The organism is Stenotrophomonas koreensis (genome assembly GCF_001431525.1).
In the GTDB taxonomy this organism is placed as follows: domain Bacteria; phylum Pseudomonadota; class Gammaproteobacteria; order Xanthomonadales; family Xanthomonadaceae; genus Stenotrophomonas; species Stenotrophomonas koreensis.
Map to the genome: position 1 here is coordinate 198503 of NZ_LDJH01000013.1, position 12508 is coordinate 211010.

Annotated in this window: 12 protein-coding genes; 5 read left to right on the plus strand and 7 right to left on the minus strand. The window is 66.8% G+C overall.

Annotated features, from left to right (window positions below):
• Positions 1-3 precede the first annotated feature (3 nt).
• The 7 genes from ABB25_RS08990 to asnS form a co-directional block, all read right to left on the minus strand.
• Positions 4-1938 carry a DEAD/DEAH box helicase gene (locus tag ABB25_RS08990; RefSeq protein WP_057666023.1) on the minus strand — a complete coding sequence of 645 codons (1935 nt, stop codon included), beginning with the start codon at positions 1936-1938 and terminating at the stop codon, positions 4-6.
• A gap of 38 nt (positions 1939-1976) precedes the next feature.
• The gene (locus ABB25_RS08995; protein ID WP_057666027.1) at positions 1977-2663 is read right to left on the minus strand and encodes a DUF2461 domain-containing protein; all 687 of its coding nucleotides are present in this window, start codon (positions 2661-2663) and stop codon (positions 1977-1979) included.
• Positions 2660-4102 (minus strand): exodeoxyribonuclease I, encoded by a 1443-nt coding sequence (gene sbcB, locus ABB25_RS09000; RefSeq protein ID WP_057666029.1) that lies wholly within the window; start codon positions 4100-4102, stop codon positions 2660-2662. Before sbcB ends, ABB25_RS08995 begins: the two co-directional genes overlap by 4 nt.
• Positions 4103-4162: 60 nt before the next feature.
• Complete coding sequence (can, locus tag ABB25_RS09005) at positions 4163-4825, minus strand: carbonate dehydratase (RefSeq protein WP_057666030.1); 663 nt, start codon at positions 4823-4825, stop codon at positions 4163-4165.
• Between the two features lie 65 nt (positions 4826-4890).
• Positions 4891-5205 carry a hypothetical protein gene (locus ABB25_RS09010; protein ID WP_057666032.1) on the minus strand — a complete coding sequence of 105 codons (315 nt, stop codon included), beginning with the start codon at positions 5203-5205 and terminating at the stop codon, positions 4891-4893.
• Positions 5202-5507, minus strand: coding sequence for a hypothetical protein (locus tag ABB25_RS09015; RefSeq protein WP_057666034.1), 306 nt, complete (start codon positions 5505-5507; stop codon positions 5202-5204). Before ABB25_RS09015 ends, ABB25_RS09010 begins: the two co-directional genes overlap by 4 nt.
• 105 nt (positions 5508-5612) lie before the next feature.
• The gene (gene asnS, locus ABB25_RS09020; protein WP_057666035.1) at positions 5613-7007 is read right to left on the minus strand and encodes an asparagine--tRNA ligase; all 1395 of its coding nucleotides are present in this window, start codon (positions 7005-7007) and stop codon (positions 5613-5615) included.
• Between the two features lie 124 nt (positions 7008-7131).
• Between asnS and ABB25_RS09025 the strand changes: the two genes are divergently transcribed.
• From ABB25_RS09025 to ABB25_RS09045, 5 genes are all read left to right on the plus strand, one after another.
• Positions 7132-7470 carry a HesB/IscA family protein gene (locus ABB25_RS09025; RefSeq protein WP_057666115.1) on the plus strand — a complete coding sequence of 113 codons (339 nt, stop codon included), beginning with the start codon at positions 7132-7134 and terminating at the stop codon, positions 7468-7470.
• Between the two features lie 191 nt (positions 7471-7661).
• Entirely contained in the window at positions 7662-8090 is a 429-nt protein-coding gene (gene rpsF, locus ABB25_RS09030) for a 30S ribosomal protein S6 (protein ID WP_057666037.1), read from the plus strand.
• Between the two features lie 11 nt (positions 8091-8101).
• Positions 8102-8332 (plus strand): 30S ribosomal protein S18, encoded by a 231-nt coding sequence (gene rpsR / locus ABB25_RS09035; protein WP_002804494.1) that lies wholly within the window; start codon positions 8102-8104, stop codon positions 8330-8332.
• Between the two features lie 119 nt (positions 8333-8451).
• A complete protein-coding gene (gene rplI, locus ABB25_RS09040) occupies positions 8452-8901 on the plus strand; it encodes a 50S ribosomal protein L9 (RefSeq protein ID WP_057666039.1) in 450 nt (149 codons plus the stop codon).
• Between the two features lie 118 nt (positions 8902-9019).
• Positions 9020-12505, plus strand: coding sequence for an AAA family ATPase (locus tag ABB25_RS09045; protein ID WP_057666040.1), 3486 nt, complete (start codon positions 9020-9022; stop codon positions 12503-12505).
• Positions 12506-12508 lie beyond the last annotated feature (3 nt).

The following is a 12508-nucleotide window of genomic DNA, read 5'->3' on the forward strand; positions in this document are numbered from 1 at the left end:
GGCTCAGTAGCCCTCGGGCATGGGCGTGGAGCGCAGGCGGTCCATGCCGTCGCCCGGCAGCCACAGCTCGTGCCTGGCGCGGGTCATGGCCTGGTAGGCGGCACGGGCCGGGTGGTAATGCCGTTGCTCGACGCTGCGGTCAAAGCAGCAGGGGGTCAGGGCGACCACATCGGCTTCCAGGTTCTTGGCATGTTCGACCAGGCCCAGCAGCAGCGCCGCGTTGTCGGTATCGGCGCTGGCGGCGAGCAGGGCATCGAGCGCGGCCAGGCTGAAGCCGTCCTCGATGCGCTGGCGCAGTGCGCTGCAGCCAGCGTCCTGCAGCTGCTGGGCCGTGGCCTGCCACTGCATGGCGATCCTTGCCTGCTGCTGGCGATGGCGGTCGATCAGCCCCAGTGCCTGCTGGCGCAGCGCACGTGCGCTGGCCGGCAGGACCGCCACGCTCGCGGCCTGCGCAGCGGTGAGCTGCAGCAGGAAGTCCAGCAGCGCATCGGGGTTGCCGAACACGCGCAGGCCTTCGCCCGGCAAGCCTGCGGGGTCGCTGTAGCTGCGGCGGGCGGTGATGTGCGAGCGCGAGGCGGCAAACCCCTGGGCCTGCGGATCATTGCCGCCCAGGGCCAGGGTGGTGTTGACCAGATGCTCGACCCCGTTGCCGATGCGTACCGACTGCCCCATCCAGACCTGCTGCACGCCGTGGCTCGGCCGTGGCTTGCCGCGCAGGCGCTGGTTGGGGTCGCCCATCTGCACGCAACCGCCCGGGTAGCGGGAGAACAGGTACTGCCAGGCCGGCTGCAGGTCGTGCGCCTCATCGATGATCAAGGTGCCAAAGTGCGCCGGGATCTGTGCCCCGGTCACCATCAGCCACTTGGCCAGGTGCACGATATCGACGCTGAGCAGGTGGCCGTGCACGGCCTGGCGCTGGAACATCTGCCGCCACAGGTGCTCGCAGCTGGCCAGCAGGTTGGCCGCCATGGGGCCGGACAGGCCGGCAGTGTCGCGGTTGATCTCGCGCAGGCTCAGCAGTGGTGAGTCAGTGTGGCACCAGCGCTTGATGATGCGCTGGCAGATCATCAGCACCTGCGCCGGGCTGTGCGCCCCCAGGGCCGGAATGCCGAGGATGCGGGCCTGTTCGGCCGGCGGGTAGGTGGCGCTGATGCGCCGGGGGACGAAACCCAGCTGCAGCCGCTGCGCATTGAGCTGCGCCAGTTCATGCGCCAGGCCCCACAGATGCAAGGCGCGCACGGTGTTGCCACTGGCCCTGGCGGCCTGCTGGAAACCGAACAGGTGGCCCTGGCTGGGAGCGATATAGGTGAAGGCCGTGCCCAGCACCGCGGTCATGCGGTGGATCAGGTGGGTCTTGCCGGTGCCGGCATAGGCCTGCACCTGGATGTGCTCGCCATCGCCGGCGCTGATCACCGAGGCCACCACATGCTGGTCGCGGGTGCCGTGGATGGCCAGTTGCGGCCGTGGCCGGCGGCGGGCGTTGAGCGGTTCGGCCTCGGCCTCGGGCTCGGAGGACGGCGCGGCCAGGCGGATGGCAAACGGCTGCAGGCTGCCGCGGCAGGCCTGCTGGAAAGCCAGGTCATACAGCCCGTCGGCGCCACGCCAGGCCTGGCTGTGCATCAGCTCATCCGGCGCATAGGTGATGGCGGCGCCGGCCAGCTGGCGGTGGATCTGCTCAGGGGCACGGTCAGCCAGCTGCAGGCGCTGCTGCAGCAACGTCTGCGCGCCGTTTTCCGGTTGCTGCGCAAACAGCTGCTGGGCCTGGCGCAGCAGTACCTGCAGGTGGCTGTGCGATTGCGCCTGCTCCAGCTGTGCCATGACCACAAACAGTGCGGCCCGCTCCACCGGCAGCGGTGGCAGCCGGGCGTGCTCGAAAAAACCGGCTGCCGCGCTGGCGGTGATCGGCAGGTACAGCGGAACAAGCGCAGGACGTGACATCGTTCAATGATACCGGGCTGCTGCCGGCGTCGGCCGGATCAGAACTCCAGGTCCAGCGCCGCGCACAGGTAATCGATGAACGGTGCCAGCGTGGTGTAGTCGGCCACCAGGGTCTGGCGCAGCTGGGGGCTGCATATTTCCGCTTCGCTCAGTGCACGTGAATACACCCAGTTGCGCTGCTTCAGGTCCTCGATGAAGGGGTGGTCGGCCGGGTAGCCACGCGGCGGACGTTGCAGCTTCTCGTCCTGTTCCAGCACGAAGCGTGTGGTGATTGCCGGAGCGTGGGCGGCACGTTCCCAGCTGGCCGGGTTGTCGAAAATGAACTGGCGCACTTTCTGCAGGTTGGCCGGCTCCGGATGCCACAGCCCGCCGCCGAGGAAACAGTTGCCCGGCTGCAGGTGCAGGTAGAACAGCGGCACGATCTGCAGCCGGCGGTGTTCGTGGTAGAAGCGGCAGCCCTGCCAGCCCTTGTAGGGTGACTTGTCGTGCGAGTAGCGCGCATCGCGCTGGATGCGGTACAGCGAGCCACCGACCGTGCGCGGGTCGGCACGGAAGTGCGGGCTGATCGCCTGGATGTCCGGGGCGATATCGGTGATCAGCTGCAGGAACGGCTGGCGCACGTGCTGCTCGTACTGCGCCTTGTGTTCGTTGAACCAAGCCTTGTTGTTGTTGGCCGACAACTGCGCCAGGAAGCGCAGGCTGGCCGCAGAGAAATAGCCGCTCACAGGCTGGCCTCCAGGTCATTGCCCCAGGCATCGAGTGCGTCGAGCAGGGCGAGTTTTCCGGCATCGCCGGCATGTTCGCTGCGCAGGCGGGTGATCTCGGCGCGGTAGCTGTCCAGGCTGTACTCACTCATCGGGCTGCCTTCGGCCAGGCGCTGGCGGCGCCAGGCATTCCAGTGTGCACGCGCGGTTGGATCCAGGCTGTCGGGGAAGTTGCGCGCCTGGTAGCGCGCCAGCAGGGTCTTGAGCCGGCCATCACGCAGCCGCAGCGCGAATTCGCCCAGTGCCTGTGGCGGGCAGGCGCGCACGGCCGGCAGCAGGGCACGGTCGCCCTCGGCCAGGAAGCCGTCATACAGCGAGCCATCGGCGTCACCGGGCGGCAATGCCTCCTTGCCGGCGTAGACGCGGCGTACCTTCTCGGCGATTGCCGGCAGGTGCGGGGCCAGGGTGTCGATGCGTTGCTGGACCAGCTCCGGTTCGATCTGCAGCCGCGAAAAATCTGCCGCGCGCAGGTGTGCCCACTGGATCAGCGCCGGGCATTTGTTGGTATGTACTTCCTTCAGGCCGATCCGTGTCACGCCTTCGGGCAGGTCCTCGCGGCGGATGAACACGCGCTCGGCAATCGCTTCGGCCGGCAGCGCGATCAATGCCTGCGGGTCCTCATCCAGGTCCAGCACGATGACCCGGCTGGCAATCTGCGGGTGCAGGGTGATCGGCAGCACCGGCGCGGCGCACATCCGGCTGGCCGGGTAGCGCATGGAAACGTGCAGCAGCGGTTGTGCGGCGCTGACATTGAGCAGGCCGGCGACATGGCGCTTGTCACGCAGTTTCAAGGCGTGTTCCCACAGCCGGGGCTGGTACTGCTTGAACAGCCGGGCCAGCGCGATGGTGGCATGCACATCGCTCAGCGCCTCGTGCGCATCGCCCACGCGTACCCCGTTGGCGGTGGCCAGGTGTTCGAGCTTGAACGAGGTGCCGCCGCCATCGGCGCGTTGCGGCCAGACGATGCCTTCCGGGCGCAGCGCGTGCATCAGCCGCAGCATGTCCAGCAGGTCCCAGCGTGAGTTGCCGCCGCGCCATTCGCGCTCGTAGGGGTCAAAGAAGTTGCGGAACAGGCCGTGGCGGACGAACTCATCGTCAAAGCGCAGCGTGTTGTAGCCCAGCGTGCAGGTGCGCGGAGTGCTCATCAGGTCGCTGATGCGGGCAAACGCCGCCGCCTCGCTGACCCCGTCGGCCAGTGCCTGTTGCGGGGTGATCCCGGTGATCAGGGTGGCGATCGGCGAGGGCAGCAGGTCATCGGCCGGGCGCACGAAGAAGCTGTGCTCCTCCAGTACGTTCAGGGCGCTGTCGGTACGCACCGCGGCGAACTGGGCAATCCGGGTGCGGCGCGGATCCTGGCCGAAGGTTTCCAGGTCATAGAAAAGGAAACTGTCCTGGTGCATGGGCACCCTCCAGCAAACGGGTAAAGAAAAACGCCGGCCTCGGGCCGGCGCGGGGAAACGTCAGTCGCGCGGGCCCTGGCGTGGCACGTGGGCCAGCGCCTTCTGGTAGGCCGCATCCAGCTCGGCGGCCGAGCCGACATCAATGCCCATCTCGCGCACGCGGCCGTCCTTGAGGCTGTAGACCCAGCCGTGGATCATCAGCTTCTGGCCGCGGTCCCAGGCATCGTTGACCACGGTGGTGCGGCAGATGTTGACCACCTGCTCGATCACGTTCAGTTCGCACAGCCGCGCATGACGCAGGGCCGGGTCCTCGATCGCATTGAGCAGGTCGGCATGCTTGTGCGCGACATCGGCGACATGGCGCAGCCACAGGTCGGCCAGGCCGACGCGGTTGCCGTGCAGGGCGGTGTGCACACCGGAGCAGCCGTAATGGCCGACGATCAGGATGTGCTTGACCTTGAGCAGGTCCACCGCGAACTGGACCACGCTCAGGCAGTTCAGGTCGGTCTGCACCACCACATTGGCGACGTTGCGGTGCACGAACACCTCGCCCGGGGCCAGGCCGGTGATCTGGTTGGCCGGCACCCGCGAATCGGAACAGCCGATCCACAGGTACTCCGGCGACTGCTGCTTGGACAGGCGTTCGAAGAAAGTGGGATCTTCCTGGGCGATGCGGTCGGCCCATTCCTTGTTGTTTTTCAGCAGTTGCTGGATCTGGATCATTGCCTTTCCTCGGGGAAATACGTGCCCGCCCTGGCCGGTGGCGGCAGCGCCGGCGCTTGGAAAAGTCAGGCGCGCGCGCCCAGCTGGCGGACCATCAGGGGCACCAGGTCTTCATCGCTGGCCGCCTGCGGCGGCGCGACTTCGTCCAGGCTGAAGCCGCGTGCCAGCGCATCGTCCTGGTCCAGGCCGTCCCAGGCAACAAATTCAGCGTCAAACAGCATCGCCCGGGCGGTGTCCTCGCTGTCGTAATTGAGCGTGTTGCCATCACTGTCCAGCACTTCGGCGGTGCCGGCCTCGCGCACGCGCAGGCGTGCCCAGATCAGGGTGCGGCCGAGGCTGGCCAGCCACCATTGCTCGGGTGGGGAAACGAAGTCAGTCATGCAGATACCTGTGAAAACAGCCAGAACGCGGCAGCCAGGGCCGCCCCGCCCAGCAGGGTAAGTAATGCCAGCCGGGCCGGCGCGGCCAGCCCGCTCAGCGAGCGGTCGGCCAGTGCGCGGTCATCGCGGCGCAGCAGCCAGCCCAGCGGCTGGCGGCCAAGGAAAGCGCCAGGCCCAAACTGCGCATGCAGCTGCGGGTGGCGGTCACGCAGGTGGATCAGGGTCAACGGCCAGAAGATCACGAAGGCCGAGAACCCGGCGATCGCCACCCCGACACAGCACAGGGCCAGGAACAGGATCATGGGGCGAGGAACGAGGGGGCAGGAGTGAGCAACGAGAGAAAGGCGCCGTGGTGCGCTGGTTTGGCTTTTACTCGTTGCTCGTTGCTCATCACTCGTTGCTCACTCTCAGAATTCGGCCGAGCCGGGTGCGCGCGGGTAGGGGATGGCGTCGCGGATGTTGGACAGGCCGCAGACGTAGACCACCAGGCGCTCGAAGCCCAGGCCGAAGCCGGCATGCGGCACCGAGCCATAGCGGCGGAAATCGCGGTACCACTGGTAGTGGGCCGGATCCAGACCGAACTGGGCCATGCGTGCATCCAGGATGTCCAGGCGCTCCTCGCGCTGGGAGCCGCCGATGATCTCGCCGATGCCCGGGGCCAGCACGTCCATCGCCGCGACGGTCTTGCCGTCATCGTTCAGGCGCATGTAGAAGGCCTTGATGTGCTCGGGGTAGTTGGTCACCACCACCGGGCGGCCGACGTGTTCCTCGGTCAGCCAGCGCTCGTGCTCGGTCTGCAGATCCAGGCCCCATTCGACCGGGTAGTCGAACTTCTTGCCGGATTTCTGCAGCAGGGTGATCGCGTCGGTGTACTCGATGCGCTCGAACGGCGCTTCGATGAACTTCTCCAGACGGGTGATCGCGTCCTTCTGCACGCGTTCGGCGATGAAGGCCATGTCATCGGCGCGCTCATCGAGCACAGCCTTGAAAAGGTACTTCAGGAAGTCCTCGGCCACACGGGCGTCCTCGGCCAGGTCGGCGAAGGCGATTTCCGGCTCCACCATCCAGAACTCGGCCAGGTGGCGGGTGGTGTGGCTGTTCTCGGCACGGAAGGTCGGGCCGAAGGTGTAGACCTTGCTCAGTGCCAGCGCATAGGCCTCGACGTTGAGCTGGCCGGACACGGTCAGGAAGGTTTCCTTGCCGAAGAAGTCGCGGCTGAAATCCACGTTGCCGGCGCCATCGCGCGGCAGGTTGGCCAGGTCCAGGGTCGAGACCCGGAACATCTGGCCGGCACCTTCGGCATCGGAGGTGGTGATGATCGGGGTCGAGATCCAGCAGTACTCACGCTCGTGGAAATAGCGGTGCACGGCCTGCGACAGGCAGTTGCGGATGCGGGTGACCGCGCCGAACAGGTTGGTGCGCGGACGCAGGTGGGCAACCTCGCGCAGGAACTCCGGGCTCATCGGCTTGGGCTGGATCGGGTAGGTCAACGGGTCCTCGACCCAGCCCACCACCTCCACCGCCGAGGCCTGGATCTCGTAGCTCTGGCCCTTGCCCTGCGAGGCCACCAGGGTGCCGGTGACGATCACCGAGCAGCCCGGGGTCAGGCGCTTGACCTCGTCGAAGTTGGACAGGCCATCGGCGACCACGGCCTGGATCGGGGCAAAGCCGGAGCCATCACTGACATTGACGAAAGCCAAGGCCGCTGAGCCGCGAACGGTGCGTACCCAGCCGCGGACCGTAACTTCCCCGCCTTCCGGGAACTTCCCGGCAAGGGCCTGTGCAACGCTGACCACCGTCATGTCTTGGAATCCTTCTGCTGATCGACTCGATCTGTGACCGCACAGTTTACGACTGCCGGCGCGTTGGCGCGAGGCATTGCCGCAGGCGATCTATAATGGCCGCTGCTTTGAGCAGGAGAATGCAATGGCCATCACCCTTACCCCCGCCGCCCATGCCCGTGTGGCCCAGTTCGTTGCACGCCAGCACGGGGCGCTGGGCCTGCGCTTCGGGGTCAAGCGCACCGGCTGTTCGGGTTGGGGGTATGTCACCGACCTGGTCACCCAGGCCGGCAGCGATGACACCGTGTTCGAGCAGGACGGCGTGCGCGTGTATGTCGATGCCACCAGCCTGCCGCTGGTCGATGGCACCGCCATCGACTTCGCCAGGCAGGGGCTGGGCGAGGTGTTCGTGTTCGACAACCCCAATGCCAAGGCCGAATGCGGCTGCGGCGAAAGCTTCACCACCGATGCCGAAAAGGCCTGAACCGGCGTGCAGCGTCTGAACCAACCGCGGCGGCAGGCCGGGCGCTTGCCTTGCGCGGTTGGATCCAGCATAATTTCCCGCTTACCTGCGCCCGGCCAAGCCGGCGTGCAGGGCTCCTTGCTCCACCGCCGGCATGATCGTGCGGGGGGCTGACCGGCCCGCAAGGGTCACATCCACAAGGTAATAAAAACATGAGTCGTCATTACGAAGTCGTGTTCCTGGTCCACCCGGACCAGAGCGAGCAGGTCCCGGCCATGGTCGAGCGCTACAAGGGCATGATCGAAGCAGGCAACGGCACCATCCACCGTCTGGAAGACTGGGGCCGCCGTCAGCTGGCTTACCCGATCCAGAACCTGGTCAAGGCCCACTATGTCCTGATGAACATCGAAGCCGACCAGGCTGTCATGAATGAGCTGGTTGAAACCTTCCGTTTCAACGATGCCATCCTGCGCAACCTGGTGATCAAGCGCGACGAAGCCGATACCGAGCAGTCGCTGATCATGAAGAGCAAGGACGAGAAGGGTGACAAGCCGGAGCGCGGTGAGCGCCGTCGTCGTGACGACGATGAGGCCATCAATTCCACCAACGATGAAGCCGGCGACGACGCCGTTGCTGAGTAAGGAGACCTCTCATGTCCAAGTTCTTCCGTCGCCGCAAGTTCTGCAAGTTCACTGCTGAAGGTGTGAAGGAGATCGATTACAAGGATCTCAACACCCTGCGCCAGTACCTGACCGAGAACGGCAAGATCGTGCCCTCGCGCGTCACCGGCACCAAGTCCAAGTACCAGCGCCAGCTGGCGACCGCTGTCAAGCGCGCCCGCTTCCTGGCCCTGATCCCGTACACCGACAACCACGACGTCTGATGTCGCGGTGTGCGACAGGCCTGGTGCCTGTCGCACGGTGAACGTTTTCTGTCTTATTCGGACAGCATCTACGTTGCGGTGCGCCTGGCGCACCGCTAACGAATAACGGAGTTGAAACAATGAAGCTGATTCTTCTGCAAAAGGTCACCAACCTCGGTGGTCTGGGCGACCTGGTCGACGTCAAGCCGGGTTATGGTCGCAACTTCCTGGTTCCGCAGGGCAAGGCCGTGCCGGCAACCGAAGCCAACGTGGCTGCTTTTGAAGCCAAGCGCGCCGAGTACGAAGCCAAGGCTGCCTCGATCCACGCCGAAGCTGCCGCCCGCGCTGAAAAGCTGGAAGGCGCCTCGGTGACCATCGGCTCGCACGCTTCGGCCGAAGGCAAGCTGTACGGCTCGGTTGGTCCGCGTGATATCGCTGAAGCCTTCACCGCTGCCGGCCTGGCCGTGGAGAAGAGCGAAGTGATCCTGGGCGAAGGCGCGTTCCGCCAGATTGGCGAATACGATGTCATCGTCAAGCTGCACGCCGACGTCTCGGCCAACGTCAAGGTTGTGGTCCAGGCCGACGCCTGAGCCAATGCCGTGCCGGCATGAGCCATAAAGACGGGCCTTCGGGCCCGTCTTTTTTTATGCCGCCGGGGGCTGGCTATACTGGGAAGTATTGCCCGCCCCGACCGGGCACGAGCCCTGCATGCGCCTGACCTCGATCAAACTTTCCGGTTTCAAGTCGTTTGTTGACCCGACAACGCTGCTGTTGCCGTCAAACTTCACCGTGGTCGTGGGTCCCAATGGTTGCGGCAAGAGCAACATCATCGATGCGGTGCGCTGGGTGATGGGCGAAAGCTCGGCTGGCCGTCTGCGTGGTGAAGCCCTCAGTGATGTGATTTTTTCCGGCTCGGCCTCGCGCAAGCCGGTCTCCCAGGCCAGTGTCGAGCTGGTGTTTGACAACAGCGACCGCCTGATCAGCGGCCAGTACGCCGGTTTTGACGAAATTTCGGTCAAGCGCCGGGTGGCCCGCGATGGCAGCAGCGATTACTTCCTCAACGGCAGCCGCTGCCGCAAGCGCGACATCACCGACCTGTTCCTGGGCACCGGGTTGGGGCCGCGCAGCTACGCGATCATCGAGCAGGGGATGATCAGCCAGGTCATCGATGCCAAGCCCGAGGCCTTGCGCGCGTACCTGGAAGAGGCCGCCGGCATCAGCCTGTACAAGGAGCGGCGGCGCGAGACCCAGGGCCGGATCAGCCAGACGCGCGAGAACCTGGAGCGGCTGGAGGATCTGCGTGGCGAGATTGGCCGCCAGCTGGAGCATCTGCGCGTCCAGGCCGAACAGGCCAGCCAGTACCAGCAGTGGCAGGGCCAGCGCCAGCAGCTGCAAGGGCAGGTGCTGGCGCTGCAGTACCGCCAGGCCGAACAGCAGCGCCAGCAGCTGGCCGATCAGCTTCTGCGCCGCCAGACGGAGGTGGATGCGGCGGTGCTGCAGATCCAGGCGTTGGACGCTGTCCAGTCCGGCCCATTGCAGCAGCTGCAGGCAGCCCAGCAGGCGCTGGAACAGGCCCAGGCCGCGGTGTATGCGCAGCAGGCCGAGCACACCCGGCTGCAGCAGATGCTGGTCCATGCGCAGTCCTTGCTGCAGCGGCAACAGGTCGAACAGGCCCAGGCCGATACCGGTCTGGGCCAGCTGCAGGGGCAGCTTGAGCGTGACCGCAGTGACAATGAGCAGCAGCAGGCACAGCTGGCCGCGCTGGCCCCGCAGCTGCAACAGGCTGCCCAGCAGTTGGAACAGGCACAGCAGGCCCTGGCCCAGGCGCAGGCCCGGCGCAGTGCCTGGCAGCAGCAATGGGAGCAGGCGACCCGCCAGCGGCATGACGCCAGCACCGCGGTGACCCGCGAGCGCACCCGCCAGGAATTCATGGCCCGCCAGCACCAGCAGCTGCTGCAGCGCATCGCCGAACAGGACGAGCAACTGCAGGCGCTGCAGGCCGGGGAGGATCCGCAAGGCCTGGCCCAGGCCGAGCAGGCACTGCACGATTGTGCGCAGCAGCTGGAGCAGGCACAGGCCCAGGCCGCGCTGGGCAGCACGCAGCGGCTCGAGGCCGAAGCGGCGCAACAGCGGGCCGATCAGGCGTTGCAGGCCGCACGTGGACAGCAGCAGTTGCTCGCCGCGCAACAGGTGGCATTGCAGACCCTGCAGGCGGCTGCGCTGGGCGCCGATGATGCCGCGCAGCGGGACTGGCTGCAGGTGCAGGGGCTGGCCGATGTGCCGCGGCTGGCCAGTGTGCTCAAGGTGCAGGCCGGCTACCAGGACGCGGTGGAGGCGGTACTCGGCCCCTGGCTGCAGGCACTGGTGGTGCCGGCACGGCAGCGGCGGCAACTGCAGGCGCAGTGGAACGGGCAGGGCATCTGCCGGCTGGTCGATGATCTTCCCGACGACCACGCCCCGGCCTTGCCGGTCGCCGCCGACAGCCTGGCCAGCAAGGTCCAGGGGCCACCGCTGGCACGCTGGCTGCTGGGCGCGGTGGGGCTGCCTGGCGCTGCTGCGCCGGGTGATGGCTGGCAGCTGGATGAAGCCGGCTGGTTGCACAGCGCCTTCGCCAGTGTGGGTGGGTGCCCCCCCGGCGACAGCGGCGTGCTGGCCCGCGAACAACAGCTGGCCCTGCTGCAGTCGCAGCTCGAACACGCTGCCGCTACGCTGCATGCTACCGAAGGCGACGATGCCCAGGCGCGTGCGGCCGTGGATGGCGCCCGCCGTAACGAACAACAGGCACTTGCCGGGCTGGACCAGGCAAGGCAACAGCAGGCCGGCGCCCATGCGCGTGTCACCGTGCTGCGCGCACAGCGCGAGGATCAGCAGCGTGCACTGGCACGGGCATTGGCACAGCAGCAGGCACTGACAGAACAGCAGCGGCAGCTGGCCGCTGAGCTGCAGGCCATCGAGACGACGCTGGCCCAGGCCCAGCAGGCGCTGGCGCAGGCGCAACAGGCCAGCGATGCACTGGCCAGCCAGCGTCAGGCGCTGGAGGATGATTGCGAACTGGCCCAGGCCCAGCTTGCCGACAGCCGCGAACGGCAGCAGGCGCTGGTGCTGGCGCGCGAAACCGGGCAGGCACGACAGGCGGCGCTGGGCCAGGCACTCCAACGCGGGCTGGCCCAGCAGCAGGCGCTGCAGCAGCGCCTGCTCCAGCTCGATGCAGCGCACACCCGGCAAGCCGAGGACCAACACCGGTTGCAGCAGGCAGTGGCCGCTGCCCAGCAGCAGCTGGCTGATGCCGGGCAGGCGCTGGTGCAGGCGCAGCAGCACCAGCAACAGGCGGAACTGGCGGCCGAGCAGGCCACTGGCCACCGCCAGCAGCGCCAGCAATGGCTCGAGGAGCAGCGTGAGCAGCTGGTGCAGCTGCGGCTGCAGCTGCAGGCAGCCGAGTTGAACCTGGGGCATGTCCACACACAGGCCGAGCAGGCCCAGCTGGATCTGCCTGCTGCCGTTTCGGCGCTGGAGGCAGGCAGCGAGGTGGCGGCATTGAACCGCCAGCTGCGCCAGATCGATGCCAGGCTGGCGGCGATGGGTGCGGTGAACCTGACGGCGATCGAGGAGTTCGAGCAGGCCAACCAGCGCCATGCCTGGCTGGAAGAGCAACAGGGGGATCTGAGCGCGGCGCTGGAAACCCTCGAGGCGGCGATGGCGAAGATCGACCGCGAAACCCGTGCCCGCTTCAAACAGACCTTCGACAAGGTCAACGCCGGCCTGCAGGATCTCTACCCGCGTCTGTTCGGCGGCGGCCAGGCCTGGCTGGAGCTGACCGAAGGCGATCTGCTCGATGCCGGGGTGCTGCTGATGGCGCGTCCGCCCGGCAAGAAGGTCAGCACCTTGTCCCTGCTTTCGGGCGGGGAGAAGGCAATGACCGCCGTGGCCCTGGTGTTTGCGATCTTCCAGCTCAATCCAGCCCCGTTCTGCCTGCTCGATGAGGTGGATGCCCCGCTGGACGAGGCCAATGTCGGCCGGCTGGCGCAGATGCTGCAGCAGATGAGCCAGAGCGTGCAGTTCCTGAGCGTGTCGCACAACAAGGCCACGATGGAGGCGGCCGAGCAGTTGTGCGGGGTTACCATGCGCGAGCCCGGGGTCAGCCGTCTGGTCAGTGTGGACCTGCAGCAGGCGGCCCAATTGGCGGGCGCGGCGTGACGT

Excerpts from the sequence above, each read along its gene's own strand:
- rplI (WP_057666039.1), top strand. The coding sequence starts at position 8,452 with ATGAAGCTGATTCTTCTGCAAAAGGTCACCAACCTCGGTGGTCTGGGC.
- sbcB (WP_057666029.1), bottom strand. The coding sequence starts at position 4,102 with ATGCACCAGGACAGTTTCCTTTTCTATGACCTGGAAACCTTCGGCCAG.
- ABB25_RS09010 (WP_057666032.1), bottom strand. The coding sequence starts at position 5,205 with ATGACTGACTTCGTTTCCCCACCCGAGCAATGGTGGCTGGCCAGCCTC.
- rpsR (WP_002804494.1), top strand. The coding sequence starts at position 8,102 with ATGTCCAAGTTCTTCCGTCGCCGCAAGTTCTGCAAGTTCACTGCTGAA.
- ABB25_RS08990 (WP_057666023.1), bottom strand. The coding sequence starts at position 1,938 with ATGTCACGTCCTGCGCTTGTTCCGCTGTACCTGCCGATCACCGCCAGC.
- ABB25_RS09045 (WP_057666040.1), top strand. The coding sequence starts at position 9,020 with ATGCGCCTGACCTCGATCAAACTTTCCGGTTTCAAGTCGTTTGTTGAC.
- ABB25_RS09015 (WP_057666034.1), bottom strand. The coding sequence starts at position 5,507 with ATGATCCTGTTCCTGGCCCTGTGCTGTGTCGGGGTGGCGATCGCCGGG.
- rpsF (WP_057666037.1), top strand. The coding sequence starts at position 7,662 with ATGAGTCGTCATTACGAAGTCGTGTTCCTGGTCCACCCGGACCAGAGC.
- can (WP_057666030.1), bottom strand. The coding sequence starts at position 4,825 with ATGATCCAGATCCAGCAACTGCTGAAAAACAACAAGGAATGGGCCGAC.
- ABB25_RS09025 (WP_057666115.1), top strand. The coding sequence starts at position 7,132 with ATGGCCATCACCCTTACCCCCGCCGCCCATGCCCGTGTGGCCCAGTTC.
- asnS (WP_057666035.1), bottom strand. The coding sequence starts at position 7,007 with ATGACGGTGGTCAGCGTTGCACAGGCCCTTGCCGGGAAGTTCCCGGAA.